At 69.9% G+C, this 25,459-nt stretch carries 23 protein-coding genes; 14 read left to right on the top strand and 9 right to left on the bottom strand.

Annotated features, from left to right (window positions below):
• Positions 1-284 precede the first annotated feature (284 nt).
• From ABID77_RS07435 to ABID77_RS07420, 4 genes are read left to right on the top strand one after another with little or no spacing between them, the layout of a single operon-like run.
• Positions 285-2,501, top strand: a complete 2,217-nt coding sequence (locus ABID77_RS07435) for a TonB-dependent receptor (RefSeq protein ID WP_429593001.1) — start codon at positions 285-287, stop codon at positions 2,499-2,501.
• Positions 2,501-2,785 carry a hypothetical protein gene (locus ABID77_RS07430; protein WP_429592998.1) on the top strand — a complete coding sequence of 95 codons (285 nt, stop codon included), beginning with the start codon at positions 2,501-2,503 and terminating at the stop codon, positions 2,783-2,785. The genes ABID77_RS07435 and ABID77_RS07430 overlap by 1 nt, the downstream gene beginning before the upstream one ends.
• Positions 2,782-3,078 (top strand): hypothetical protein, encoded by a 297-nt coding sequence (locus ABID77_RS07425; RefSeq protein WP_429592995.1) that lies wholly within the window; start codon positions 2,782-2,784, stop codon positions 3,076-3,078. Before ABID77_RS07430 ends, ABID77_RS07425 begins: the two co-directional genes overlap by 4 nt.
• A gap of 10 nt (positions 3,079-3,088) precedes the next feature.
• Positions 3,089-4,750 (top strand): PepSY-associated TM helix domain-containing protein, encoded by a 1,662-nt coding sequence (locus ABID77_RS07420; protein WP_429592992.1) that lies wholly within the window; start codon positions 3,089-3,091, stop codon positions 4,748-4,750.
• Here the strand turns inward: ABID77_RS07420 and ABID77_RS07415 are convergent.
• The 6 genes from ABID77_RS07415 to ABID77_RS07390 all read right to left on the bottom strand — a co-directional run bounded on the left by ABID77_RS07415 (position 4,747) and on the right by ABID77_RS07390 (position 14,101).
• Positions 4,747-5,982, bottom strand: a complete 1,236-nt coding sequence (locus ABID77_RS07415) for a glycosyltransferase WbuB (protein WP_429592989.1) — start codon at positions 5,980-5,982, stop codon at positions 4,747-4,749. The genes ABID77_RS07420 and ABID77_RS07415 overlap by 4 nt on opposite strands.
• Positions 5,979-7,361, bottom strand: coding sequence for an O-antigen ligase family protein (locus ABID77_RS07410; protein WP_429592986.1), 1,383 nt, complete (start codon positions 7,359-7,361; stop codon positions 5,979-5,981). The genes ABID77_RS07415 and ABID77_RS07410 overlap by 4 nt, the downstream gene beginning before the upstream one ends.
• Entirely contained in the window at positions 7,358-8,377 is a 1,020-nt protein-coding gene (locus ABID77_RS07405; protein WP_429592984.1) for a hypothetical protein, read from the bottom strand. Before ABID77_RS07405 ends, ABID77_RS07410 begins: the two co-directional genes overlap by 4 nt.
• A gap of 5 nt (positions 8,378-8,382) precedes the next feature.
• A complete protein-coding gene (gene fcl, locus ABID77_RS07400) occupies positions 8,383-9,378 on the bottom strand; it encodes a GDP-L-fucose synthase (RefSeq protein WP_429592981.1) in 996 nt (331 codons plus the stop codon).
• Positions 9,379-9,525: 147 nt separating this feature from the next.
• On the bottom strand, positions 9,526-10,113 hold the full coding sequence (locus ABID77_RS07395) for a sugar transferase (RefSeq protein ID WP_429592978.1): 588 nt from the start codon (positions 10,111-10,113) through the stop codon (positions 9,526-9,528).
• Between the two features lie 583 nt (positions 10,114-10,696).
• Positions 10,697-14,101, bottom strand: coding sequence for an Rne/Rng family ribonuclease (locus tag ABID77_RS07390; protein WP_429592975.1), 3,405 nt, complete (start codon positions 14,099-14,101; stop codon positions 10,697-10,699).
• 556 nt (positions 14,102-14,657) lie between these two features.
• Here ABID77_RS07390 and ABID77_RS07385 point away from each other — a divergent pair.
• The 4 genes from ABID77_RS07385 to ABID77_RS07370 are packed head-to-tail and all read left to right on the top strand — an operon-like array spanning position 14,658 to position 17,856.
• Entirely contained in the window at positions 14,658-15,719 is a 1,062-nt protein-coding gene (locus ABID77_RS07385; RefSeq protein ID WP_429592972.1) for an RluA family pseudouridine synthase, read from the top strand.
• Positions 15,716-16,384, top strand: coding sequence for an HAD-IA family hydrolase (locus ABID77_RS07380; protein WP_429592970.1), 669 nt, complete (start codon positions 15,716-15,718; stop codon positions 16,382-16,384). The genes ABID77_RS07385 and ABID77_RS07380 overlap by 4 nt, the downstream gene beginning before the upstream one ends.
• A 39-nt stretch (positions 16,385-16,423) precedes the next feature.
• Positions 16,424-16,801 carry a Rieske (2Fe-2S) protein gene (locus ABID77_RS07375; protein WP_429592967.1) on the top strand — a complete coding sequence of 126 codons (378 nt, stop codon included), beginning with the start codon at positions 16,424-16,426 and terminating at the stop codon, positions 16,799-16,801.
• A gap of 20 nt (positions 16,802-16,821) precedes the next feature.
• Positions 16,822-17,856, top strand: a complete 1,035-nt coding sequence (locus tag ABID77_RS07370) for a S49 family peptidase (protein ID WP_429592964.1) — start codon at positions 16,822-16,824, stop codon at positions 17,854-17,856.
• 73 nt (positions 17,857-17,929) lie between these two features.
• Here ABID77_RS07370 and ABID77_RS07365 read toward each other — a convergent pair whose 3' ends face one another.
• The 3 genes from ABID77_RS07365 to ABID77_RS07355 are packed head-to-tail and all read right to left on the bottom strand — an operon-like array spanning position 17,930 to position 20,516.
• Positions 17,930-19,129 (bottom strand): MFS transporter, encoded by a 1,200-nt coding sequence (locus ABID77_RS07365; protein WP_429592961.1) that lies wholly within the window; start codon positions 19,127-19,129, stop codon positions 17,930-17,932.
• Entirely contained in the window at positions 19,129-19,938 is an 810-nt protein-coding gene (locus ABID77_RS07360) for an SAM-dependent methyltransferase (protein WP_429592958.1), read from the bottom strand. The genes ABID77_RS07365 and ABID77_RS07360 overlap by 1 nt, the downstream gene beginning before the upstream one ends.
• A complete protein-coding gene (locus ABID77_RS07355; protein ID WP_429592955.1) occupies positions 19,935-20,516 on the bottom strand; it encodes a Maf family nucleotide pyrophosphatase in 582 nt (193 codons plus the stop codon). Before ABID77_RS07355 ends, ABID77_RS07360 begins: the two co-directional genes overlap by 4 nt.
• 38 nt (positions 20,517-20,554) lie before the next feature.
• Between ABID77_RS07355 and ABID77_RS07350 the strand changes: the two genes are divergently transcribed.
• From ABID77_RS07350 to fabG, 6 genes are all read left to right on the top strand, one after another.
• Positions 20,555-21,148, top strand: coding sequence for a YceD family protein (locus ABID77_RS07350; protein WP_429592952.1), 594 nt, complete (start codon positions 20,555-20,557; stop codon positions 21,146-21,148).
• 129 nt (positions 21,149-21,277) lie between these two features.
• Entirely contained in the window at positions 21,278-21,460 is a 183-nt protein-coding gene (rpmF, locus tag ABID77_RS07345) for a 50S ribosomal protein L32 (RefSeq protein ID WP_429592950.1), read from the top strand.
• Between the two features lie 103 nt (positions 21,461-21,563).
• Positions 21,564-22,634 (top strand): phosphate acyltransferase PlsX, encoded by a 1,071-nt coding sequence (plsX, locus tag ABID77_RS07340; RefSeq protein ID WP_429592947.1) that lies wholly within the window; start codon positions 21,564-21,566, stop codon positions 22,632-22,634.
• Entirely contained in the window at positions 22,634-23,611 is a 978-nt protein-coding gene (locus ABID77_RS07335; protein WP_429592944.1) for a beta-ketoacyl-ACP synthase III, read from the top strand. The genes plsX and ABID77_RS07335 overlap by 1 nt, the downstream gene beginning before the upstream one ends.
• Positions 23,612-23,682: 71 nt before the next feature.
• Positions 23,683-24,639: an ACP S-malonyltransferase gene (gene fabD / locus ABID77_RS07330; RefSeq protein ID WP_429592941.1), complete on the top strand. Its 957-nt coding sequence runs from the start codon at positions 23,683-23,685 to the stop codon at positions 24,637-24,639.
• Positions 24,636-25,379, top strand: a complete 744-nt coding sequence (fabG, locus tag ABID77_RS07325; protein WP_429592938.1) for a 3-oxoacyl-ACP reductase FabG — start codon at positions 24,636-24,638, stop codon at positions 25,377-25,379. The genes fabD and fabG overlap by 4 nt, the downstream gene beginning before the upstream one ends.
• The last annotated feature ends 80 nt before the right edge of the window (positions 25,380-25,459 follow it).

The following is a 25,459-nucleotide window of genomic DNA, read 5'->3' as shown; positions in this document are numbered from 1 at the left end:
ACGGCGAGGCCGGGTGGCGTGGCAGCGATGCCTGCACCGGCCGATCGCGAGAAGGAAGAAAAGAAAGCCATCGGCGCCCATGAGGCGCCGATGGCTTTTCTGCGTCCGGAGAAGGGGCGGGCGGCATCTTCGAATCGATCGGACGATTTCCCTTGTGAATATAATGAGAATGATTCGCATTGTTGAATCGGGGGTATGGAAACGGGGAGGAATTCCGGTTCCGGCCGTTCGCCGACGTCCCCGAGCAGGCGAATTCCTCAACCTGTCACACAAAGGAAAACAACATGACACACGTGCGACGCCATCGCGCGCAGCATCCCGGCGGCCCTGCCGGACGTAGACGACGCGACGGCCAGGGATCGCGGCCGCTGCCGCTGCCCGTGCGGCTGGTCGGTCCCGCGATGCTGGCCGGCGGCATGCTCTGGTCCGCCGCCGCTTCTGCCCAGACCGCGGGAGCCTCCCTGCCGACGGTGACCGTGACCGCCGACACGGACACCGCGGAGAGCCTCCCCGCGCCGTACGCGGGAGGGCAGGTCGCGCGCGGCGCGCGGCTCGGCGCGCTCGGCAACGTCGATGCGATGGACGCGCCGTTCAGCGTCACGGGCTACACCGCCGAGCTGATCGAGAACCAGGGCGCGCGCACGATCGCCGACGTGCTCGCCAACGACGCGTCGGTGCGCTTCACCACGTCCGGCGGACACGCCTACGAGAACTTCCGCATCCGCGGTTTCGACGTCGGGCAGAACGACCTGGCCCTCAACGGCATGTTCGGCCTGCTGCCCGCCGGTCACACGCCGGTCGAGATGTTCGAGCGCGTCGAACTGCTGCGCGGTCCCAACGCGCTCCTGGGCGGCATGTCGCCCAGCGGCGCGGTCGGCGGCGCGATCAACCTGGTGCCCAAGCGGGCCGCCGACGAGCCCCTGAATCGCGTGTCCCTCGGCGCCCAGTCGTCCAGCCAGGTGGGCACCCAGTTCGACCTCGGCCGCCGCTTCGGGGAAGACAAGGTCTGGGGCGCCCGCGTGAACGGTTCGTTCAGCGACGGGCGCACCGCGCTCGACGGCCAGTCGAAGCGGCGCGAATTCCTCTCGGGCGGCTTCGACTACCGTGGCGGCGCGCTGAAGGCCTCGCTCGACGCGTACACCAGCAAGGAGTCGTTCAGGGGCGGGACGCCGGCGATGTTCTGGATCGGCGGCACGGTGCTGCCGACGGCCCCCGATCCGGGCGTGAACCAGTTTCCCGCCGCCCAGGGCGATCTGGAGAGCAAGGCCGTGGTCGCCCGCGCCGAGTACGCCTTCGATGCCCACCTGTCGGCGTTCGCGGGCATCGGCACCCGCCGGCACGACTACGCGGGCTTCATCAACGGCACGCACGTGCGCAGCATCAACGCCGCGGGCACCAGCACCAGCTCCCTCACGGTCGCCTCGCGCGGCTACGACGACGCGACGTCCTCCGAGGCCGGACTGCGCTTCAACGGCACCACGGGCCGAGTGGGCCACGAGGTGGTGCTGCAGGCCTCGCGGCTGACGCAGGAGTCCGGCGCGGCCAGCGCCACCTCGCTCTTCACCACCAACATCTACGCGCCGGTCTTCAAGGCCCTGCCGGCCACGCCGGTGGCGGCGCCGAAGTCCAGCGACAGCACGCTCTCCAGCACCGCGCTGATCGACACGCTGTCCATGCTGGACGACGCGGTGCGCCTGACCCTGGGCGTGCGCCACCAGACGGTCGAGACGGCGAACTTCAATCCGGCGGGCGCGACGAGCGCGCGCTACGACAGGAGCGCCACGACCCCGGCGGCGGCGGTGGTGTTCAAGCCCTGGGGTCCGGACGTCTCGCTGTACGCCAACTACGTCGAAGGCCTGAGCAAGGGCGACACCATCACCACGCCCACGTACGTCCGCAACTTCACTTTCGCGCCCTACAAGACGGTGCAGAAGGAAGCGGGCGTCAAGTGGAACGCGGGCCGCTTCGGCAACACGGCGAGCGTGTTCGAGATCGCCAAGCCGATGCTCATCGCCGTGAACGGCAACGATGCGTCGGACGGCGGCGAGAAGCGCGTGCGCGGTCTGGAATGGAACACCTTCGGCGAAGCGACGCGCGGCGTCCGGCTGCTCGGCGGCGTCGCCTACACCCAGGGCGTTCAGACGCGCACGGCCGGCGGCCTGAACGACGGCCGGACGGCCGTCGGGGCGCCGCGCTGGCAGGGCAACCTGGGGGTGGAGTTCGACACCCCGGTCGCCGGCCTGACCTGGAGCGGACGCCTCGTCACCAGCTCGAGCCAGTACCTCAACGCGGCGAACACGCTGAAGCTGCCCGGCTGGAGCGAGGTCGAGCTCGGCGCGCGCTATGCGACGCAGGTCGCCGGGCGCCGGACGGTCCTGCGGCTCAACGTCCTCAACGCGTTCGATCGGCACTACTACGCCGGCACGTTCAGCGACACCACGCCGATCGCCACCCTGGGCGCGGCGCGCACGGTCAGCGCGTCGGTCACCGTGGACTTCTGATGGACGCCGCCGCCTTCGCGCTCGCCGGCATGGTGCTGGCGGTGACGGGCTGCCTGTGCGTCTACCTCGCCGCCCGCCACCAGCAATGGCTGCACCGGCCCTGGCCGGCGCGCCGGGCACGCGCGGCGGGCGCGGCGATGCTGGTGGCGAGCATCGCCACGCTCGCGCAGGGCATGCAGCGCACCACGGCGGCGTTCGTGTTCGTCACGCTGGTGATGCTGTCGTTCACGCTGCTGCCCGGCATCGGCGCCTGGCTGGCGCTTCGGCGGGGAGCGGCGAAGTGACGCGGACCCGGACGGCGCCGGTGCGCCGCGACTGGATCGCCAAGACGCTGGCCGGGGCCCTGCTGGGCCTGGGCTTCGCGCTCGGAGCCAGCGGGGTCTTCACGCAGCTCGGTGCCGGGCTGCCGCTCGCCGTGCGCGGCCAGATCGCCATGTGGCTGGTGACGCCGCTGTGGCTGGGCCTGTGGGGCACGGTGTATTTCTTCCAGAGCGGCGCGCGGGCCTGGTCCTGGCTCGCGCTCGCCAACCTGCTCGTCCACGGCGCCTGGCTGTGGCTGCGCGCGGGATCGTCGTAGGCCGATCGTCATGCGAACCGAATTCGTCCGTATCTACAAGTCGGTCCACACCTGGACCGGCATCGTCAGCGGCCTCGCGCTGTTCATCGCCTTCTACGCCGGTGCGTTGACCGTCTTCAAGGAACCCCTGTCGCGCTGGTCGACGTCGCAGGCATCGGTTCGCGCGGTGCCGCTGGAGCGGGCGGCGTCCCTGATCGCCCGCACCCTCGCGGCCCGGCCGCAGGTCGCCCAGGGTTTCGTCCTGCGGCTGGCGGCGGGCGACGACCGGTCGGTGGCGATGACCTGGGAGGTGCGCGACCCCGACGCCGACGAGGAGGACGCGCAGGCGGTGCGCCACCACGCCGCGCACCTCGACGCGGCGGACGACCTGCGCATCGAGGCGACGCGGCCATCGCCCCTGGGCCCGTTCATCGACACGCTGCACCGGGTCGTCGGCCTGCCGTTCGACAACGATCCGAGCCGCTGGGTCATGGGCGTGGTGGCCGTGCTGTACGCGATCGCGCTGCTGTCGGGCGTCGTCGTGCTGCTGCCCACGCTCGTCAAGGATTTCTTCGCGCTGCGACTGGGCCGCAACCTCAAGCGCATGTGGCTGGACGCGCACAACGTGGTCGGCATCGTCAGCCTGCCGTTCCATCTGGTCATGGCGCTCACCGCCGTCGTCTTCGCCTTCCACGACGGCATCTACCTCGTGCAGGACCGCCTGATCCACGACGGCAAGTGGGCCACGGCCTTCCAGCGGCCGGCCCGCGGGGCCGAGGCCGCGCCGCGGCGCGATCCCGCGACCCTGCTCGCCCCGGCCGAGCTGCTGGCGCGCGCGCGTGCGCTGGCGCCCGGCTTCGAGCCCACCGAGCTTCAGTACCAGGCCGTGACGGGGCCGCGCGCCACGGTCCGCGTGTGGGGCCGGGACGCCGGGGCCGTCTCGATGCGCGCGCGGGGCGGCTTCGCGCTGCTCGATCCCTACAGCGGCAGGGTGTTGAGCACGGAGGCCCTGCCGGGACGCCAGGACCCGCCCAACCTGCTGCTGGCCAGCTTCTTCGCGCTGCACATGGCGTCCTTCGGCGGCACGCCGGTGCAATGGATGTACTTCCTGCTGGGACTGGCGGGCGCCTGGCTGTTCTACAGCGGCAACCTGCTGTGGATCGAGTCGCGCCGCCGCCGGGCGCTCGGGAACGCCCCGGTGCCCGTGCAGCGGCGCGACACGCGGTGGATGGCGTCGGCCACCGTGGGTGTGTGCCTGGGCAGTCTCTGCGGCATCTCGCTGATGATCGCGGCCAGCCGGTGGCTGCAGGACCGGGTCGACGATCCCGCCGTCTGGCACCAGGGGGTGTACTACGCCACCTTCCTCGCCTGCGTCGCCTGGGCGTTCGGACGTGGCGCGGCGCGCGGCGTCGTCCCGCTGCTGTGGTGCGCCGGCCTGGCGACGCTGGCGATTCCCCTGACCACCCTGCTGGCGTGGACGATTCCCGCCTGGGCCCCCTGGGCCGGGTTCTCGCCGGTGGCGCCGGGCGTAGACGCCACGGCGTTCGCGGGCGCCCTGTGCCTGGCCTGGATGGCGCGCGCCACCGCGCGCCGGACGCGCGAGGGCATCGAGGACAGCGTCTGGTCGGCGGCCGGTGCGCCGCCGGAGAAGACCCGGCCGGCCGATGCCGATGCGCGAGGAAGCGGCCTCTAGCGGGCGCGCCGCGCGTCGATGCAGGTCTGCAGGTCGCGCTCGAAGCGCTCCAACACGGCGTCGCGCGCGAAACGCGCCTCGGCGCAGGCGCGGGCCTTCGCACCGAGTTCGCGCCGCAGCTCGGGCTGCGAGGCGAGCGAGAGCATGGCGTCGGCGAAGGCGTGGGCGTCCTCGGGCGGCACGATGCGCCCGCAGGTCGCGACGACCTGGCCCAGTTCGGTGTCGGCCCGCGCACCGGCCAGCACGGGCCGGCCGCTGCTGAGCATGCCGGTCAGCTTCGACGGCATCACCAGGTCGGCGGCGTCGGCGCGCTGGGGCAGCAGGTGGATGTCGGCGAGGCCCAGGAGGTCGCCCAGGCGCTCGACCGGCTGCAGGTCCATGAAATAGACGTTGGACAGGCTGCCGCAGCGCGCCATCAGGTCGGCGCGGCCGGAGCCCATGCCGCAGAAGACGAAGGCGATGTTCGGCACGTCGCGCAGCAGGACGGCCATGTCGGCCAGGACATCGAGGCCCTGCTTGCCGCCCATGTTGCCCGAATAGAGCGCGACCACGGTGTCCTCCGCGATGCCGAGTTCGGCGCGGAACGGACTCGCCGCGGTGAGCGGCCGGATCGCCGTCACGTCGGCCCAGTTCGGGAACGAGACCAGCCGCTTCGGCGCCACGCCCTTGCTGGCCGCGCGCTCGAGCATGCGCTGGGAGATGGTGGAGACGCGATCGAAGCATCCCATCAGGGCCCGCTCGACGCGGGTCACGGCGGCACGCAGCCGCGGACCCTTGAGCAGGCCCAGCTCGAAGGCGGCGTCGATCTCGTAGTCCTGGATGTGCAGCCAGGCTGCGGCCGAGCGCAACCGGGCGAAGGCGAGTCCGCCCGGGGTGCAGAACAGGGGCGGCTCGGTCATCCAGACCACGTCGGGCTTCCAGCGCCACTGCGCGAGCAGGGCGGGAATGCTGGCCAGCGCGAAGCTCGCCAAGTGGATCAGGCGACGCAGGCCGTTGACCTTGCGCGGCACCCAGACGGGCGTGCGGTAGACGCGCGCGCCGTTCCAGGTCTCGGTGGCGTAGCGCATGGCGCTGTAGCCGGGCCAGACCTTCCATTCGGGATAGTAGGGCGGCGCGGTGACGACGCGCACGTCGTGGCCGCGTGCGGCCAGCCAGGCCACCATCTCGCCCGAGTACTTGCCGATGCCGGTGAGTTCCGGAGCGAAGTTGATGCCGTAGACCAGGATCTTCATCGGCGCTTCTTGGGGAACAGATCGGCCGTGGGGTATTTGCACATCAGCAGGTAGAAGGCCAGGAGCAGGCCCAGCATGGCGTTGGCGCTCAGCTGGCCGATGGCCGGCCAGGTGAACAGACCCAGCAGCAGGGCGAGGGCCATGAGCATGGGGAAGGGGGAGTGGCTGCGGAAAGAGAGGCGCCAGCTGTGCACCAGGGCGGCCATGAGCACCGCGATCTTCAGCGCGATGTAGGCGAAGCCGAGCAGCCCGCCTTCGAGCAGGATCCGGCCGGCTTCCGATTCGGCCAGGCCGAAGTTGTCGGCGCCGGGTTTCAGCGAGGTGGCGAGGTTGGAGCCGGTGCCGATGCCCGAGCCCAGCCAGTTGAAGGCGGCCATCACCGTCGGCTCGCCGAAGAACACGGCGGTCAGGCGCTCCAGGAAGTTCTCGTCGCCCGCCGCCGTCTCGAAGCGCTCCTGCGTGGCGCTGACGGCGTCGGAGAAGAAGTAGGCGAAGGCACACACGAGCAGCAGCACCATGAGCGCGGCGATGATCGCCGCGGGCCGCTCGCGGCCCCGCGACAGCACCACGCGGCCGGCGACGTAGGCGGCGAGCAGACCGCCGGCGGACAGGACGGCCGTGCGCGAACCGCTGACCACGCTGCCCGCGAGCAGGGCGGCGAACACCACCAGGGCGAACACCCACTGCCGCTTGGCGTACTTGCGCGTGCCGAGGTAGCCCAGGATGAGCGGTGCCGCCAGCAGGATGAAGGCCGCGTAGCCGGAGGTGAAGCTGAACGTGCCCGTGGTACGCACCACGCCCGCCACCACGACGAACACGCTGTCCTCGTCGCCGTCGATCTGGCGATTGATGGTCGAACCCTGCGACGAATAGTGCTGCAGCACCGCCAGCGGAGCGAGCATGAGCATCAGCAGCGCCACGACACGGATGGCGGCGCGGTAATCGGCCTGATTCATCGCCGCGGCGGCGGCCACCGCGAGCCAGCTGTAGAGCAGCCAGAAGCGCAATCCGACCGCCAGCAGCAGCGGGGAACTCTCGCCGGCCATGATCTGCATCAGGCTCCAGACCAGGACGCAGCACGTCCACGCCACCATCACCGTCGTGATCTTGGCGTGGCGCTGCAGATGACCGCCGCGCCAGGCATGGAAGACGAGGTAGAGGGCCAGTCCGTCGCGCAGCAGCAGCAGGGGTGCCGTGGCTCCGGAGGTGATCCATTTCCGGATGGCGCCTTCGAACACCACCGTCAGCAGCACGACAATGAAGGCGTAGCCGGCCCGGCTCATCTTCATCGGCGGACTGGCGCTGACCGCGCGTCGCGTCGCGGCGACGGGGGGGCGTGCCAGGCGTGACGGAAGGGGAACGGATGTCGTGGGCGTCATGGTCGGGCCTCTGCGCTGAGGGTTTTCAGGGCGTCGACGTGGGCGTCGACGCGGTGCGGTTCGTACCACTGCCGCGCGGCACGGCCGATCCGTGCCGCCTGGGCGAGGAGGTCGCCGGTGCCCAGGGCATCCAGGGCCCCGAAGCCGGCGGCGTAGTTGACCCCGGCCCGCAGGCCGTCGTGCACATCGTAGTCGCGCCACAGCAGGATGGGGCACATCCCGTGCGCCGCGTAGGCCGCGAAGATGCCGCTCTTTGCGGTGTCGAAGGTCGTGTACTCGACCACGCCGAAGGCGGCCGAACGCATGGCCGCGCTCACCCGCTCCTCGGACAGGAGGCCGTGGACGACGGCGCCTTCCTGCACCAGGCGACGCGTCGTCGCCTCGTCGGGCAGCGGCGGGCCGATGTCGTGGATGCGCAGGCCGTGACGCTGGGCGAACGCGTGGATCTCGCCGCCGTTCCAGGCGTAGGTCCGCGCGCGCGCCGGACCGCCGCCGAAGACGATCAGCGTCGGCTCGCGCGCAGCGCCGAGGTCGGCGACCGCGGGCTCGCCCATGTTCGAGAAGACCGGCACGACGCGATGCGGCGCCACGGTGGTCCCGGAGGAACCGCGCAGCCAGCGAGCCGCGTCCTCGCGGTTGGTGAGCCAGAAATCGGCCTGCCGCAGGGTGTCGCGCGCGATGCGCCGCTGCAAGCCGCTCAGCCAGAACTCCGAGCGCCAGGGCGGCCCGAAGGCATACAACTCGTGGAAGATGACGCCCAGGACCTTGAAGCGCTTGCGCAACTCGCGGACGTGTCCGGGCATCCAGGTCGGGATGCCGCGCTTCTGGTAGCCGTAGTTCGAGTAGTGCAGCAGCAGCAGGTCGCCCGACCAGCCCGACGTGTCCGTGTCGTGCGAGTACTCAACGACCGGCGCCTGGATCGCGTCGGCGATCTTCGCCGCGTAGTCCAGCACACCGCCGGTCCCCGGATAGATGAGCTGCAACGACGACGCTCCGCTGCCTTGCATCGTGGACATCGTCTTCAGTGGGCGCCGACGGGCGAGGCCTGGGCCGACATGCTGGCCAAGTAGGCCTTGAAGTCCTCGTAGGCGCTCTCGATGCCTTCGCGCAGGGCCACGGTCGGCGTCCAGCCCAGCTCGCGGATGCGCGAGATGTCCAGCAGCTTGCGCGGCGCGCCGTCGGGCTTGTCGGCGTCGCAGCGGATCTCGCCGCGATAGCCCACCACGTCGCTCACGAGACGTGCCAGTTCCAGGATCGAGAGGTCCTCGCCGCTGCCCACGTTGATGTGGCTGTTCATCGGCTCGGTCGAGGCGGCGTAGTTCTCGTGCGGCAGGTTCATCACGTGCACGCAGGCCGCGGCCATGTCGTCGACGTACAGGAACTCGCGCTTGGGCGTGCCCGTGCCCCAAATCGTGACGACGGGCGTGCCGGTGACGCGGGCCTCGTGGAAGCGGCGGATCAGCGCCGGCAGGACGTGGCTGTTCTCGGGGTGGTAGTTGTCGCCCGGACCGTAGAGATTGGTCGGCATGACGCTGCGGAAATCGGTGCCGTGCTGGCGGTTGTAGCTCTCGCAGAGCTTGATGCCGGCGATCTTGGCGATGGCGTAGGGCTCGTTGGTCGGCTCGAGCTTGCCCGTGAGGAGCGCGTCCTCGGCCATCGGCTGGGGCGCCAGGCGCGGGTAGATGCAGCTCGACCCGAGGAACAGCAGCTTGCGCACGCCGCTGCGCCAGGCCTCGTGGATCAGGTTGGCTTCCAGCATCAGGTTGTCGTAGAGGAAGTCCGCCGGATAGGTGGCGTTGGCGTGGATGCCGCCGACCTTGGCCGCCGCCAGGTACACCTCGTCGGGTTTCTCGACGGCGAAGAAGCGACGCACCGAGGCCTGGTCGGTCAGATCGAGTTCGGCGTGCGTGCGCGTGATGAGGCGGGTGTGGCCCTGGGCCGTCAGGCGGCGCACGATGGCGCTGCCCACCATGCCGCGATGGCCGGCGACATAGATGCGCTTCTGGAACTCGTTCATGGGAGTGGACGTCTGCAAGAGTGAACAAATGTAAACGAGGCGGGAAATCGTGGCTGTCGCCGCGAGCTCCGCCCCGTTGGTCCGACCGCGCGTCGCGATCGCATGCGGCCTTCTTTCAGGCCGCGGTCTGGATGCTAGCGCCTGTGGTCAGCGCGAGCCATCGCCGGAAATCACGGTATAGACAGTTTTCGCAAGAATCTTGATGTCCAGCCAGAGCGACCACTCGTTGACGTACTGGGCGTCGAGCTCGACGCGCTGGGCGTACGACAGACGGTTGCGGCCGCTGACCTGCCACAGACCCGTCAGGCCCGGACGCACGGCGCAGTAGTGGCCCCAGGTCTTGCCGTAGAGGCTGCGCTGGCGCTCCATGCAGGGGCGGGGACCGACGATGCTCATGTCGCCCTTGAGCACGTTCCAGAACTGCGGCAGCTCGTCCAGGCTCAGCTTGCGGATGAAGTGACCCAGGGGCGTGATGCGCGGATCGTTGTCGAGCTTCTGGAAGGTGTCCCACTGCTTGCGGGCTTCGTCGTTCTTGCTCAGGTAGTCGTCGAGGATGTCCTCGGAATTGCGCACCATCGAGCGGAACTTGAAGAAGCGGAAGGTCTTGCCGTCCACGCCCATGCGGGTTTGGCCGAAATGTACCGGCGTGCCCATGCTGATGCGCACGCCGAGCGCCACCAGCACGTAGAGCGGACCGAAAATCGCGAAGAACACCAACGCGCCCACGATGTCCATCGTGCGCTTGGCCGCACGCTCGGTCAGGGTGAACTGGCGAGGCTGGACGTGGGCGGGAGCAGGCTGGGAATCTCCACCGCCACGGGGCAGTCGACGAACCAGATTGGCTTGCGCGGTCGAATCAGAACGAAACATTTGGGATTCCCCTCAAAGAGCTGCCTTACAGCAAAGTTGTTGTAACGCTTTACTACTAACAGAAAGAATTTGAACACATTCGTTCTAGTCTGTCCGTAGAAGAAGGCCTCAAATCAACGATGCGCGAGGTGTGAAACGAGTAATTTTTCACACGATCCTCGGTTGTGCAATGCAGCATTGCATCATGCCTGTAATGAATTCGTACGCCAAGTAGTAACTAAATCTAAAAAAGATCCGGGTAAACGCTCAGTAAAGACAAACCTCCAATGTTCCTCTGTCAAGGCAATTGGGCTAGGAGAATGTGCGAAATATCACGTGCTCGATGCACCTTTGTGAAAACACGAGGCTGTTACAGCTGGTGATCTCTATGTCAGACAACGCGCCATGAAAAAAAGCCGGAGCATCCTGCGATGCCCCGGCTTCACGAGGTCGAACGGCGGAAGCCGATTCAGCGTGCCTGACTCTCCTCGACGCGTGCGGAACGCTCGAAAGGCAGGACGGTTTTGGCGAGGTCGCGCTTCGTTTCCACCAGCACCAGCGGGCCTTCGTCGACCACGACGACCGGCGGTCGTTCGCGCGGCACGTGGATCGCTGCGGGCTCGGCGGCGATCGCGGCCTGGACCTGGGCGATACGCTCCGCATTGGAGTTGACCCACTGTAGGCCTGATCCTTCAGCCACCTGTATCAATGCCGCCACGGGCAGTTCGAAAGGCCGGACCTTGGGCAGGCCGCCATCGGACTCGGAGTCGACATCGACCGGTGCTGCTTCGGGCTTCGGGCGCACGTCAGGGTTGTTACCCATGCTCACCAGATGACCCTCTGCCAAGTCCGAACCGGCTGGCGGGGAGAAGGAAGAGTGTGCTTTTTCGGGCACAAAGGCGGCGATCCGTGCCTCTTCGGTCTTGACGGAACCCTGACGTGGGGCCTCCTCCTCCCGGGTCGCGTCTCCCACGGCCTGCTCCTGCAGCGGGGGAACGGTGTCGTCGCGCGGACCCCGCTCGCGGCGGTCGCGACCGTAGCGATCGCGCGAGCGACCACGTCGCTCCTCGCCATCGCGACGCGCGGGCGCTTCACCAGTTCCCGTGCCCGCCGCGTCGACGGCCTGCACGTTGCCGGCATCCTCTTCGCCGGTCGGGGACAAGACCGGCGAGGATCCTTCATGGCTTGCGGCCACCGATGACGGTGCGGTGCGCTCGTCACGCATGCCGCCGCCTTCGGGACGACGCTCGCGACGCCGTCCGCCCGCGTCGTCGCCGCGTGCCGGACGCTCCGTGCGCTCGGACACCGGCGGGCGTTCGTCGGTCTCCGACGTCGCGAGTTCCGGCGTCGCCGCCGGGGCGGCTTCGGATTGCGCGGCGAAGCCCGGGTCGCGGGACGCATAGACGCTGCGCTCGCGTCCGTTGCGAGGTTCGCGCTCGGCCGGGCGGCCGTCCTGGCGGTCGTCGGCACGTGCCGACGGTTCGCCGGCCTCGGCGCGCTCACCGCGTTCCGGGCGCTCACCGCGCTCACTGCGTTCGCCACGCTCGCGGCCGCGGCCGCGCGGAGTCCGCTCGGTCGTGGTCGGCGGCGCATCGCCCGACGGTGCGTCGGGGAGGGCCGAAGCGCCTTCGACCACGGCACCTTCGGTCAGTTCGCTCACCAGGGGACGGACGTCGCCTTCGGAGCGCGGACCGCGTCCACCACGGCGCTCGCCGTCGCGCGGCGCACGCGCCTCGCGCGGTTCGCGCGTGCCCTCGCGGCCTTCACGCGGCTCGCGGGGTTCGCGCGCCTCGCGGGGCTCGCGCGCCGGACCGTCGGCACGCAACTCGCCGCGGACTTCGCCGGTCTCGCGGCGTTCGCCGTCGCGACGCTCGCCGCCGCGTCCGCCGCGGCGCTCGCCGTCGCGGCCCGAGCGGCTTTCGCCACCGCGACCGCCCTGGCCTTCGCCGCGTCCGCCACGGCGCGCTTCGCCGTCGCGCGCGCCGCGTGCCTCGCCGTCGCGACCGCCTCGGCCGCCTTCGCGACGTCCGGTCCGGGGTCCTTCGGCGGTCGGGGCGGACGGCGCGGGTGCCGGCGCCGCCGCCGGTGCCGCAGGCGCCGCCACCGGCGTGCCGAAGCCGAAGAAGTTCTTGAGCATGGCCCAGAAACCGGTCTCCGCCGGCGCCGCGGCCGGTGCCGGAGCAGGTGCCGGGGCCGGCGCGGGAGCCCGGGCCGGAGCGGCGGCGGCGGCCGGACGCACCGGCTCCGGACGCGGCACGGCCGCGGGTGCCGGCGCATCGGGCAGCACGCCCTTGATGACCGGCGTCTGCTTGTTGGTCGGCTCCTGCGAGCGGCGCGTGACGGAGGTCGGGTCCTCGATCTCGTCGGCCATCTTGTAGCTGGCCTCGATGTGGTCGAGGCGCGGATCGTCGTGCTTCAGGCGTTCGAGACGGTAGTTGGGCGTCTCCATCGTCTTGTTGGGCACCATCAGCACGGTCACGCGCTGCTTGAGCTCGATCTTGGCGATCTCGGGGCGCTTCTCGTTGAGCAGGAACGAGGCCACCTCGACCGGCACCTGCACGTGCACGGCCGCCGTGTGGTCCTTCAGGCACTCCTCCTGGATCACGCGCAGGATCTGCAGCGCGCTCGACTCGGTGTCGCGGATGTGGCCCGAGCCACCGCAGCGCGGGCAGGGGATCGACGAACCCTCCGAGAGCGCCGGCTTCAGGCGCTGGCGGCTCATCTCCATCAGGCCGAACTTGCTGATCGAGCCGAACTGCACGCGGGCGCGGTCCTGGCGCAGGGCGTCGCGCAGGCGGCTCTCGACCTCTCGGCGGTTCTTCGACTCGTCCATGTCGATGAAGTCGATGACGATCAGGCCGCCGAGGTCACGCAGGCGCATCTGGCGGGCCACCTCGTCGGCGGCCTCGAGGTTGGTGCGGGTCGCGGTCTCCTCGATGTCGCCGCCCTTGATGGCGCGCGCCGAGTTGACGTCGACCGAGACCAGCGCCTCGGTGTGGTCGATCACGATGGCGCCGCCCGAGGGCAGCTGCACCGTGCGGGCGTAGGCCGACTCGATCTGGTGCTCGATCTGGAAGCGGCTGAACAGCGCCGCGTCGTCGCGGTAGCGCTTCACGCGGGCGGCATGCTCGGGCATGACGTGCGCCATGAACTGCTGGGCCTGCTCGTAGATGTCGTCGGTGTCGATCAGGATGTCGCCGATGTCGTGATTGAAGTAGTCACGGATGGCGCGGATGACGAGGCTGGATTCCTGGTAGATCAGGAAGGCGCCCTTGGCGCCCTTGGCGGCGCCGTCGATGGCGCTCCAGAGCTTGAGGAGGTAGTTCAGGTCCCACTGCAGCTCGGGCGCCGAGCGGCCGATGCCGGCGGTGCGGGCGATGATGCTGGCGCCCTTGGGATACTCCAACTGGTCCATCGCCTCCTTGAGCTCGGCGCGGTCGTCGCCCTCGATGCGGCGCGAGACGCCGCCGCCGCGCGGGTTGTTGGGCATCAGCACGACGTAGCGGCCGGCCAGCGAGACGAAGGTGGTCAGCGCCGCCCCCTTGTTGCCGCGCTCCTCCTTCTCGACCTGCACGACCAGTTCCTGGCCCTCGCGGATCGCGTCCTGGATGCGGGCCTGGCTGGCGGAGACGCCTTCGGCGAAGTACTGGCGCGAGATCTCCTTGAACGGCAGGAAGCCGTGGCGGTCCTCGCCGTAGTCGACGAAGCAGGCTTCCAGCGAAGGCTCGACGCGCGTGACGACGGCCTTGTAGATGTTGCCCTTGCGCTGCTCGCGCCCTTCGATCTCGATTTCGTAGTCGAGGAGTTTCTGCCCATCGACGATGGCCAGGCGGCGCTCTTCGGGCTGCGTGGCGTTGATCAACATCCGCTTCATGGTGCGTTGTCCTTGTATGTATGCGTTCGAACCGGCCCATGACGGGCCAACGATGCACGGACGACGCCGGTGAAACGAGGGGGAATTGCCGCGATGTCCCGGTTGCCTCGGCCCGCGGCGCGAACGCCGGCGGCCCTGTCGAGCCTCAGCTCGACGGCAGCAGGGGGGGTGGTGGCGCGTGGATGGGTGCGAGCCCGGGGTGATGTCGATGGGCCGCGTCGCGGTCAGCCGGTCGCGCCGGGAGGGCGCGCGCCACGGGTGACCCGATGCCGCGGGCCGCTGGCAACGGCCAGGTCGGTTTGCGCAGGCAGCGGTGAATCAGCAGCAGCATCAACACTAGAGAGAACTCGCTTCGATCCGCCGGCTGCTTGGAAGCGGCCGGCTGGGTATTCCGTATCGGTGTTTCGTGGGCGTCGGCTTGACTGGGGTGCAGCGTCTGCCACCTGGCGCTCAAGCGCGGGGTTTGCAGTCTCGGCACCGGAGCGGCATCGACCTCACAGCGCGCTCGGCGGTGCTCTAAACTTCTGTTTAATCAAGCACTTACAAGACCACGCTGGTGAAAAATATTATAGGTGCGAAGCCGCAGCCCACGGCCGCGGAGGTCCGGTTTGTTACGGTGGATGAAGAATCCGCCGGGCAGCGTCTGGACAACTTTCTCTTCCGTCACCTCAAGGGCGTGCCCAAGACGCACGTCTACCGGATCATCCGTTCGGGCGAGGTGCGCCTGAACAAGGGCCGCGTCCAGGCCGAGACGCGCGTGGCGGTCGGCGACGTGCTGCGGCTGCCGCCCGTGCGGGTGGCGGAACGTCCGCCGGAGGAGGGCGCCGAGCGTGCGCCGGCGCGCGAGTTCCCCCTGCTGCACGAGGACGAGTCGCTGCTGGCGATCGACAAGCCCGCCGGCGTGGCGGTGCACGGCGGCAGCGGCGTGAGCTTCGGCGTCATCGAGCAGCTGCGCACGGCGCGCCCCGGCGCGAAGTTCCTGGAACTCGTGCACCGGCTGGACCGCGAGACCTCCGGCATCCTGCTGGTCGCCCGGCGCCGCAGCGCGCTGACCGCCCTGCAGGCGCAGTTCCGCGAGCGCGAGACCGGCAAGACCTACCTGGCGCTGGTCGACGGCGCCTGGCCGGCCAACCGCAAGGTGATGGATGCGCCGCTGGCGCGCTACCTGCTGCCGGCGACCGCCGGCGCGGCCGAGGGCGAGCGCCGGGTGCGGGTCGTGGCCAAGGACCATCCCGACGCGATGAGCGCCGTCACGCTGGTGCGCGTGATCGCTCCGGTCCGGCTCGCGGGCGACGCGACGGCGATGTCGCTGCTGGCCGTCACGATCAAGACCGGGCGCACCCACCAGATCCGCGTCCACCTGGCCTCCGCCGGCCATCCCATCGCCGGCGACGACAAGTACGGCGTCTTCGAACGCAATCGCGCCTTGCAGAAGCTCGGCCTCAGACGCATGTTCCTGCATGCGTGGCGGCTGCAGTTCACCCATCCGGCGACCGGCGAGCGCATGGCGCTGCAGGCCGACCTGCCGCCCGAACTGCGCGCGCTGATGCCGGCGGACGTGCTCGACACGCTGGCCCGACAACCGACCCCGACCCCGGCACCCACCGGCACCCCATGACCGAATCCTCCTCCCGCCGCTTCGACCTGATCGCCTTCGACTGGGACGGCACGCTCTACGACTCCACGGCGCTGATCGCGCAATGCATCCAGGACGCGGTGGTCGACGTCGGCGGCGCCCGGCCGAGCCTGCGCGACGCCACCTGGGTGATCGGCCTGGGCCTGGCCGAAGCGCTGGCGCGCGCCGCGCCCGACGTGCCCCGGGAGAAGTACATGGAACTCGGCGCGCGCTATCGCTACCACCACGTGAAGCGCCAGGACGATGTCGTGCTGTTCGACGGCGTGCTGCCGATGCTCGACGCGCTCCGCGCGCGCGGCCACCGGCTGGCCGTCGCCACGGGCAAGTCGCGCCGCGGACTCGACGAGGTGCTGGCCACCTCCGCGCTGCGCGACCGCTTCGACGCCTCCCGCACCGCCGACGAGACCTCCGGCAAGCCGCATCCGCGCATGCTGCTCGAACTGATGGAGGAGCTGGACGTGCCCGCCGCGCGCACGCTGATGATCGGCGACACCACGCACGACCTGCAGCTCGCCATCAACGCCGGCTGCGCGAGCGTCGGGGTGAGCTACGGCGCGCACGAGCCGGCGAGCTTCGACGCGCTGGCGCCGCTGCACGTGGCGCATTCGGTCGCCGACCTGCACCGCTGGCTGGTCGACCACGCCTGAGATCACCCGAAACGCCCGAACCACCCAGGAGCTTTCCCCATGAGCGACACCGAGAGCGAGACCATTCCCCTGTGCCGGTCGGCCGATCTGGTCGAAGGCGGCCTGGCCGTGCCGTTCGACATCACGTACGCCGGCGAGACCTGCCGCGCCTTCGCGATCCGTTTCGAGGGGTCGGCGCACGCCTACCTCAATCGCTGCACCCACGTCGCGATGGAGATGGACTACCAGCCCGACCGCTTCTTCGACGACTCCGGACAGTGGCTGCTGTGCGCGTCGCACGGCGCCGCCTACCGGCCCGACACCGGCGAGTGCGGCGGCGGGCCGTGCCGTGGCGCCCTGGTGAAGATCGACCTGAGCGAGAGCGATGGCGTGGTGCACTGGCATACTGCCTGGAACCTTCGCCCGGTGGCTTTCTAGCCTCAAGCCCGTTCCTTCCGATGACCGAACCGACCCGCACGGAACCCCAGGGTTTCGAACCTTTCGAACGCCCTCCGGCGTCTTCCGCAGTCCATCCCTCCATGTCCAAGACCGACCCGACCTCCACGCCCGGCTGGGAGCGCGCCACGCTCGAGAAGCTCGCCTTCGCCTCATTGCGCGAACAGCGCGCCGCGCGCCGCTGGAAGACCTTCGTGCGTCTGGCCTGGCTGGCCTTCTTCATCTTCCTGGCCTGGCTGGGCATCTCGCGCGCCAACACCGTCACGACCACCGCCGCGCCGCACACCGCCGTCGTGGAGATCAAGGGCGAGATCGCCGACGGGGCCGACGCCAGTGCCGAGTTCGTGGTGGCCGCGCTCAAGATGGCCTTCGAGGACGCCGGCGCCAAGGGTGTGGTCCTGCTGATCAACTCGCCCGGCGGCAGTCCGGTGCAGGCCGGCATCATCAGCGACGAGATCAAGCGCCTGAAGGCCAAGCACGACAAGCCGGTCTACGCCGTGGTCGAGGAGATGTGCGCTTCGGCCGCCTATTACATCGCCTCGGCCACCGACGCCATCTACGTCGACAAGGCCAGCATCGTCGGCAGCATCGGCGTGCTGATGGACGGCTTCGGCTTCACCGGCACCATGGAGAAGCTCGGCGTCGAGCGGCGCCTGATCACCGCGGGCGAGAACAAGGGCTTCCTCGATCCGTTCAGCCCCATGAGCGACGCGCAGCGCGCCTACGCGCAGCAGATGCTCGAGCAGATCCACCAGCAGTTCATCGACGTCGTGAAGGCGGGACGCGGCGACCGGCTCAAGCTCGACACGCCCGGCCTGTTCAGCGGCCTGTTCTGGAGCGGCCAGCGTTCCATCGAACTGGGGCTGGCCGACCACGTGGGCAACGTCGACTACGTGGCGCGCGAGGTCATCAAGGCCGAGGAGATCAGCGACTACACCCGGCGCGACAACGTCGCCGAGAAGCTGGCCAAGAAGTTCGGCGCCGCCATGGGCGATGCCTCGGTTCGCGCCCTGCACGCGGTGCCGGCCCTGCGCTGACGCACGCGTCGTCCGACCCACAGGGACAAGCCGGCCGCGCGGTTCGCGCGGGCCGGCTTTTTCACGTCCGCGCTCAGTGCCTGGGATTGGCGTGGCGCGCCGCCACGGCCAGCGCCAGCGCGAAGGCCACCACCACGCACAGCGCGAGCGTGAGCGAACTGACGCGGGCCAGGAAGCCGATGACCGGCGGCCCGGTCATGAAGCCGAGGTAGGCCATCGCCGAGACCGAGGCGATGCCCTGCGCCGGCGGCACGCCCGGCACCTGCGCCGAGGCGGCGAACAGCACCGGCACCACGTTGGCGAACCCGATGCCCACGCCGGCGAAGCCCGCCAGGGCGATCCACGGCGTCGACGTGACCAGCACCAGCGTCATCGACGCGGCCGCCAGCAGCGCGCTGCCGCGCACCAGCACGGCGGGCTCGAAACGCTTGCGCAGCGCGTCGCCGCCGAAGCGCGCGGCGGCCATGGCGGCCGAGAAGCTGCCGTAGGCCAGCGCGGCCTGCTGCTGCGGGCTGCCCAGCTCCTGCTGCAGGTAGAGCACGCTCCAGTCGTAGATGGCGCCCTCGGCGATCAACCCCAGCGCCGCCAGCGCGCCCAGGATCGCCAGCGCCCCGCGCGGCAGCCGGAAGCCGCCCGTGTCGCCGTGGGCGCCGCGCTCGGTCGCGGTGAGCGCGTTCGGCAGCATGCGGGTCGTCGCCAGCGCCACGGCCAGCACCATCGCGCCGGCCACCAGCAGCAGGTGCCGCTGCGGCGGCAGCCCGGCGGCGAGCGCGGCGCCGCCGGTGAGCGCTCCGGCCATCCCGCCGAGGCTGAACATGCCGTGCATGCCGCTCATCAGGGGGTGTCCGCTGCGCATCTCGATCTGCGCGGCCTCGGTGTTGATGGCGACGTCGAACACGCTGGTGACGAGGCCGAACAGCACCAGCAGGGCCAGCAGGCCGGCGAGGCCGGGCATTGCGATCAGGCCGGTCAGCAGCAAGGCGTAGACCGTGCCGCACAAGCCGCAGACGAAGCGCGCGCCATGGCGACCGATGACGCGACCGGCCTGCGAGATGCCCAGCAGGGCGCCGATGCCCGCGGCCAGCAGCGCCAGGCCGAGCTGGGCCTCGTCGATGCCGTAATGCGCCTTGACGGTGGGGATGTGCACGCCCCAGGTCGCGAAGATGAAGCCGGCGCAGAAGAACTGCGTGCGCGAGGCCCAGCGCGTGGCGGCGGACAACGGCGCGCGGTCGATGGCGGTGCCGGGGGTGGCGGTGGTGTGAGCCGTCGTCATCAGCGCCCGATCGCGAAGACGGCCGGCAGGCGTGTGTCGGCCGTCTCGGGCGCGGCGGCGCGCCAGCCCTTGACCGTGTCGCTGCGCACGCTGGCGCCCGGGAGAGTCAGGCCGCGCGCCACCGCCAGGCGGGTGTGGTGCTGCAGCGACTGCTTGAGCGCCTGCAGCAGCGCGGCGTTGCGGTAAGGCGTCTCGATGAAGAGTTGGGTCTGGCCGGTGCGCAACGCCAGCGCCTCCAGTTCCCGGATGCGCTTGACGCGCTCGTCGGCGTCCTGCGGCAGGTAGCCCACGAAGGCGAAGTTCTGGCCGTTGAGGCCGCTCGCGGCCAGCGCCAGCAGCAGCGACACCGGCCCCGTCAGCGGCACCACTTCGATGCCCAGCAGGTGCGCCGCGCGCGCCACCGACGAGCCCGGATCGGCCACCGCCGGCATGCCCGCCTCGCTCAGCAGGCCGACGTCGTGGCCCTGCAGCGCCGCGGCGAGCAGCGGCCGGGCGTCGAACTGGCCGGCATGGTCGCCTTTCTTGTGGACGTCGCGCGGCAGCTCGTCGATGTGCTGCGCCTGCAGCGGCTGGGCCAGCGGCACGACGGCGTCGATGCGCTTGAGGTAGGCGCGGGCCGATTTCGCGTTCTCGCAGATCCAGTGCGTGATGCGCGCGGCGGTCTGCAGCGTGCCCAGCGGCAGCGCGTCCTGCAGGGGCGCCTGCGCGTCGCAGCCGAAGTCGAGCGGGGCGGGGACGAGGTACAGCCGGCCCGGCGCCGCCTTTCCGGTCGCGGCCGCGGGGCCGAGGGTCGTGGCGTCCCCGCTCACAGCAGCTCCAGCCCGGCGGCGCGCAGCATCCGCGCGGTGCGGATGAGCGGCAGACCGATCAGCGCGGTCGGGTCGTCGCTGTCGATGGATTCGAGCAGGGCGATGCCCAGGCCCTCGCTCTTGGCGCTGCCGGCGCAGTCGTAGGGCGTCTCGGCGCGCAGGTAGCGCTCGATCGCCTCGTCGCCCAGGGGCCGGAACACCACGCGCACCGGTGCCACGTCGCTGCGGGCGAAGCCGCTGGCGGCGCAGACCACCGCCACGGCCGTCTGGAACACCAGCGTGCGGCCTCGCATGCGGCGCAGCTGGGCCGTGGCGCGCTCGTGGTCGCCGGGCTTGCCCAGGGGCTCGCCGTCGAGGTCGGCGACCTGGTCGGAGCCGATCACGATCGCCTCCGGAAAGCGCGCCGCGATCGTGTTGGCTTTGGACAGGGCCAGCCGCTGCGCCAGCGCCAGGGGTGTCTCGCCGGGCAGCGGGGTCTCGTCGACCTCCGGTGCGTGGACGTCGAAGGGCAGGCGCAGGCGCGCGAGCAGCTCGCGGCGGTAGCGCGAGGTCGAGGCGAGGATCAGAGGGCGTTGCATGGGCCGGAATTGTGCGCGAGCCGTTTAGACTGGCCGGGATGAAAAGAGATGCCGCCCCCGCCCGACTCGACGTGATCGACTTCGCCGGCAACGCCGCGATGCTCGCCGGTGAAGAACCCCTGACCGGCTACCCGCGCCTGGCCGCCGAGATGGAGGCGACCGAGGCGCCGACGTCGCCCGTGTCCGACGCCCCCGATGCTCCCGATGCCTCCGATCCGCCCACGGTGCGCTGGCAGGCCACCGGCGAGCGCCGCACCGGCGCCACCGGCGCGGCCGAACCCTGGCTGCATCTGCAGGCCGATGCGGTGCTCCCGCTCGTCTGCCAGCGCTGCCTCTCGACGGTCGACACCGAACTGCAGGTCGATCGCTGGTTCCGCTTCGCGCCCGACGAAGCGACGGCCGAGCTCGAGGACGAGAACTCGGAGGAGGACGTGCTCGTGGCCGCACGGGACTTCGACCTGCGCGAGTTGATCGAGGACGAACTGCTGATGGACATCCCCATCACCCCGCGTCACGACGTGTGTCCGCAGCCGGTGCAGTTGTCGGCGGTCGATCCGGCCTTCGAAGAAGAGGGGAGCGAGCGCGTCAATCCGTTCGCGGTGCTGGGCAACCTGCGCCCTGCCAAATCCTGAATTGGCGGCGTCGCCACCGACGCGCTATAATCGCAGGCTTCGCGCGCGCCGCCGACGAAGTTGGACAGTGATTCCGACCTCCTTGCCGCCCCGCAGCCCACCCACCTCACCGAATAGTCAGGAGCCACCATGGCCGTCCAGCAAAACAAGAAGTCGCCCTCCAAGCGCGGCATGCACCGTTCCCACAATGCGCTGGATGTGCCCGGCATCGCTGTGGAACCTACCACCGGCGAAATCCATCTGCGTCACCACATCAGCCCGACCGGCTTCTACCGTGGCCGCAAGGTTCTGAAGACCAAGTCCGAATCCTGATCCACTGATCCAAGGCCAAGGCCAAGGCCCGAAGCTACTTCTGTCGTAGCGTCGGGCCTTTGTTTTGATGGTCGTCGACTCCCAAACCGCTTCCGTACCGCCCGTGATCACGCTCGCCGTGGATTGCATGGGCGGCGATCACGGGCCGCGCATCACGCTGGCGGCCTGTCGCGCATTCCTCGAACGTCATCCGGAAGCCTCGCTGCTGCTGGTCGGCCTGCCCGCCGCGCTGGAGGGCATGACGCACCCGCGTGCCCGCATCGTCGCGGCCACCGAGGTCGTCGGCATGGACGATCCCCTGGAGGTCGCGCTGCGCAAGAAGAAGGATTCTTCGATGCGCGTCGCCATCCAGCAGGTCAAGGACGGTGCGGCGCAGGCCGCGGTGTCGGCCGGCAATACGGGCGCGCTGATGGCCATCGCGCGCTACCTGCTCAAGACCATGGACGGCATCGACCGACCGGCCATCGCACCGCAACTGCCCAACCGCAAGGGCGGCGCCACGACGGTGCTCGACCTCGGCGCCAACGTCGATTGCGATGCCGAGGACTTGCTGCAGTTCGCCGTGCTCGGCTCGGCGCTGGTCTCCGCGCTCACGGGCAACGAATCGCCGACGGTCGGTCTCCTGAACGTGGGCGAGGAAGCCATCAAGGGCAGCGAGACGATCAAGAAGGCGAGCCAGCTGTTGCGTGCCGCCGCCGATTCGCAGGACCTGAACTTCTACGGCAACGTCGAAGGCAACGACATCTTCAAGGGCACGACCGACATCGTGGTGTGCGACGGCTTCGTCGGCAACGTCACGCTCAAGGCGACCGAGGGCGTGGCGTCGATGATCGTCGAGTTCCTGCGTTTCGAATATTCGAACGGCCTGTTCAGCAAGTTCGCCGCCCTCGTGTCCTATCCGGTGCTCAAGTCGCTCAAGAAGCGGCTCGACCACCGGCGCTACAACGGCGCCGCCCTGCTGGGTCTGCGCGGACTGGTGTTCAAGAGCCACGGTTCGGCCGACGAGCTGGCGTTCGGCTATGCGCTCGACCGCGCTTATGATGCCGCCCGCAACAACCTGCTCGACCGTGTGCGGTCCCGCATCGCCCATGCTGCTCCCCTGCTCGCGCGGAACCATCCCGCAGGTCCGGGGGCGCCGGCCGAAGCCACCGCATCCGCCGCACTGCACGCCTGATGACCTCCTTCTCCCGCATCACCGGCACCGGCAGCCACCTGCCGCCACGCCGCCTTACCAACGAGGATCTGGCCCGCGAACTCGCCGAACGCGGCGTCGAGACGTCCGATCAGTGGATCGTCGAGCGCACCGGCATCCGCGCGCGCCACTTCGCCGCGCCGGACGTGACCAGCAGCGACCTGGGCCTGGAGGCGGCACGCCGTGCTCTCGATGCAGCCGGACGCGTGCCTGCCGATGTCGATCTGATCATCGTCGCGACCTCGACGCCGGACATGGTGTTTCCCTCGACGGCGGCCATCCTGCAGCACAAGCTGGGAATCGCGGGCTGTCCGGTTTTCGACGTGCAGGCGGTCTGCAGCGGCTTCATCTACGCATTGACCGTGGCCGACGCCATGATCAAGACCGGCAGCGCCCGCTGTGCTTTGGTAATCGGTGCCGAGGTGTTTTCCCGCATCCTCGATTTCAACGATCGCACGACCTGCGTGCTGTTCGGCGACGGCGCCGGCGCGGTGGTGCTCGAGGCCAGCGAGGAGCCCGGCATCCTGGCGAGCGACCTGCACGCCGACGGCAAGTACGTCGATATCCTGTGCGTGCCGGGCCAGGTCTCCGGCGGCGCCGTGCTGGGCATGCCCCTGCTGCGCATGGACGGTCAGGCGGTCTTCAAGCTGGCGGTCCGCGTGCTGGAAGAAGCGGCGCGCGCCACGCTGGCCAAGGCCGGCAAGACGGCCGAGGACATCGACTGGCTGATCCCGCACCAGGCCAACCTGCGCATCATGCAGGGCACGGCCAGGAAGCTGAAGCTGCCGCTGGAGAAGCTGGTGGTGACCGTGCACGATCATGGCAACACGTCGGCGGCATCCATTCCCCTCGCGCTCGACGTCGCGGTGCGCGGCGGCCAGGTGAGGAAGGGCGACACCGTGATGCTCGAAGGCGTGGGTGGGGGTTTCACCTGGGGCGCCGTCCTCCTGAATCTTTAAGCTCGCCCGATCGGCGGCCGGCGACGCCGGCACCAGCGCCGAGCCGAACGACACGCACACAACGAGACACGATGAAATCCTTCGCTTTCGTATTTCCCGGCCAGGGTTCCCAGGCCGTCGGCATGCTCGACGCATGGGCGGGCCATCCGGCGGTCGCCGAGACCCTGCGCGAAGCGTCCGACGCGCTGGACGAGGACATCGGAGCGCTCATCCAGGGCGGTCCAAAGGAAGCGCTCGCGCTCACCACCAACACGCAGCCCGTCATGCTGGTGGCCGGCGTGGCGGCCTGGCGTGCTTGGCTGTCGGAAGGCGGCGCGCAGCCGGCGGTGCTGGCCGGTCATTCGCTGGGCGAATACACGGCGTTGGTCGCCGCCGGCGCGCTCACGCTGGCGCAAGCGGCGCCGCTGGTGCGCTTTCGCGCCCAGGCCATGCAGCAGGCGGTGCCGGTCGGCGTCGGCGCCATGGCGGCGGTGCTCGGCATGGAAGCGGCCCGGGTCGTCGACGGTTGCGCCGAGGCGACGGCGAGTTTCGCCGCCGACAGCGGCGAGGTCGTCGAAGCCGTGAACTTCAACGACCCGATGCAGACTGTGATCGCCGGCAGCAAGGCGGCGGTCGACAAGGCCTGCGAGATCGTGAAGGCGGGCGGCGCCAAGCGCGCGCTGCTGCTGCCCGTGTCGGCCCCGTTCCATTCGAGCCTGATGCGGCCGGCCGCCGATGCCTTGCGCGAGCGGCTGGAATCCGTGTCGATCGAGACGCCCCGGATCCCGGTGATCAACAACATCGACGTGGCCGTGGAAACCGACACGGCACGCATCCGCGACGCGCTCGTGCGCCAAGCGGCCGGACCGGTGCGCTGGGTCGAAACGGTCCAGGCGCTGCAGGCGCGCGGCGTCGAGGCCATCGTGGAATGCGGCCCGGGCCGCGTGCTCGCAGGCATGGTCAAACGCATCGCACCCGACGTGGCCTCCGGCGCCCTCTACGATTCGGCCTCGCTGGACCAGACCCGGCAACTTTTGACGACCCCATGAGCAATCCCAAATTCGAAGGCCAGATCGCGCTGGTCACCGGCGCATCGCGCGGCATCGGCGCCGCCATCGCGCTGGAACTCGCGCAGCGCGGGCTGACCGTGATCGGCACCGGCACCAGCGCCGAGAGCGCGCAGAAGATCACCATCAGCCTGGGCGCGCACGGCGTGCAGGGGCGCGCGCTCGACGTCAACGACGGCACGGCGCTCGAAGCGCTGGTCGAGGACATCGTCAAGACCCACGGCGGCCTGCACGTCGTGGTGAACAACGCCGGCATCACGCGCGACATGCTCGCCATGCGGCTGAAGGACGATGACTGGGACGCTGTGCTCGACACCAACCTGAAGGCGGTCTTCCGCGTCTCGCGCGCGGCGATCCGCCCGATGATGAAGCAGCGCTACGGGCGCATCATCAGCATCACCAGCGTGGTCGGCGCGGCCGGCAACGCGGGTCAGGCCAACTACGCCGCCGCCAAGGCCGGCGTCGCGGGCATGACGCGCGCGCTGGCCCGGGAACTCGGCAGCCGCAACATCACCGTGAACTGCGTCGCGCCGGGCTTCATCGAGACCGACATGACCTCCCGACTGCCCGAAGCGCAGCAGCAGGCCCTGCTGTCCCAGATCCCGCTGGGGCACCTGGGCAAGCCGGCCGACGTGGCGCACGCCGTGGCCTACCTCGCATCGCCGCAAGCTTCCTACGTGACGGGGCAGGAATTGCACGTCAATGGTGGCATGCACATGTGATGCGGCGTCGCGATTCGCGAATCCTTTCCGGATCGGCGGACGTTGCATGGCAGCCAGCTAAAATCAACTGATTCTTTACA

This window comes from Variovorax sp. PvP013 (genome assembly GCF_050435945.1).
Taxonomy (GTDB): domain Bacteria; phylum Pseudomonadota; class Gammaproteobacteria; order Burkholderiales; family Burkholderiaceae_C; genus Variovorax.
The sequence above is the reverse complement of the archived record's forward strand: the minus strand, read 5'-3'. Positions and strand labels throughout refer to the sequence as shown.

What these genes read in the sequence shown, in the direction of transcription:
- ABID77_RS07415 (WP_429592989.1), bottom strand. Translation starts at nt 5,982, where the DNA reads ATGAAGATCCTGGTCTACGGCATCAACTTCGCTCCGGAACTCACCGGC.
- ABID77_RS07380 (WP_429592970.1), top strand. Translation starts at nt 15,716, where the DNA reads ATGACCGAATCCTCCTCCCGCCGCTTCGACCTGATCGCCTTCGACTGG.
- ABID77_RS07405 (WP_429592984.1), bottom strand. Translation starts at nt 8,377, where the DNA reads ATGTCCACGATGCAAGGCAGCGGAGCGTCGTCGTTGCAGCTCATCTAT.
- fcl (WP_429592981.1), bottom strand. Translation starts at nt 9,378, where the DNA reads ATGAACGAGTTCCAGAAGCGCATCTATGTCGCCGGCCATCGCGGCATG.
- ABID77_RS07370 (WP_429592964.1), top strand. Translation starts at nt 16,822, where the DNA reads ATGACCGAACCGACCCGCACGGAACCCCAGGGTTTCGAACCTTTCGAA.
- ABID77_RS07390 (WP_429592975.1), bottom strand. Translation starts at nt 14,101, where the DNA reads ATGAAGCGGATGTTGATCAACGCCACGCAGCCCGAAGAGCGCCGCCTG.
- ABID77_RS07395 (WP_429592978.1), bottom strand. Translation starts at nt 10,113, where the DNA reads ATGGACATCGTGGGCGCGTTGGTGTTCTTCGCGATTTTCGGTCCGCTC.
- fabG (WP_429592938.1), top strand. Translation starts at nt 24,636, where the DNA reads ATGAGCAATCCCAAATTCGAAGGCCAGATCGCGCTGGTCACCGGCGCA.
- ABID77_RS07350 (WP_429592952.1), top strand. Translation starts at nt 20,555, where the DNA reads ATGAAAAGAGATGCCGCCCCCGCCCGACTCGACGTGATCGACTTCGCC.
- rpmF (WP_429592950.1), top strand. Translation starts at nt 21,278, where the DNA reads ATGGCCGTCCAGCAAAACAAGAAGTCGCCCTCCAAGCGCGGCATGCAC.
- ABID77_RS07410 (WP_429592986.1), bottom strand. Translation starts at nt 7,361, where the DNA reads ATGACGCCCACGACATCCGTTCCCCTTCCGTCACGCCTGGCACGCCCC.
- ABID77_RS07375 (WP_429592967.1), top strand. Translation starts at nt 16,424, where the DNA reads ATGAGCGACACCGAGAGCGAGACCATTCCCCTGTGCCGGTCGGCCGAT.
- ABID77_RS07430 (WP_429592998.1), top strand. Translation starts at nt 2,501, where the DNA reads ATGGACGCCGCCGCCTTCGCGCTCGCCGGCATGGTGCTGGCGGTGACG.
- ABID77_RS07420 (WP_429592992.1), top strand. Translation starts at nt 3,089, where the DNA reads ATGCGAACCGAATTCGTCCGTATCTACAAGTCGGTCCACACCTGGACC.
- fabD (WP_429592941.1), top strand. Translation starts at nt 23,683, where the DNA reads ATGAAATCCTTCGCTTTCGTATTTCCCGGCCAGGGTTCCCAGGCCGTC.
- ABID77_RS07435 (WP_429593001.1), top strand. Translation starts at nt 285, where the DNA reads ATGACACACGTGCGACGCCATCGCGCGCAGCATCCCGGCGGCCCTGCC.
- ABID77_RS07335 (WP_429592944.1), top strand. Translation starts at nt 22,634, where the DNA reads ATGACCTCCTTCTCCCGCATCACCGGCACCGGCAGCCACCTGCCGCCA.
- ABID77_RS07355 (WP_429592955.1), bottom strand. Translation starts at nt 20,516, where the DNA reads ATGCAACGCCCTCTGATCCTCGCCTCGACCTCGCGCTACCGCCGCGAG.
- ABID77_RS07365 (WP_429592961.1), bottom strand. Translation starts at nt 19,129, where the DNA reads ATGACGACGGCTCACACCACCGCCACCCCCGGCACCGCCATCGACCGC.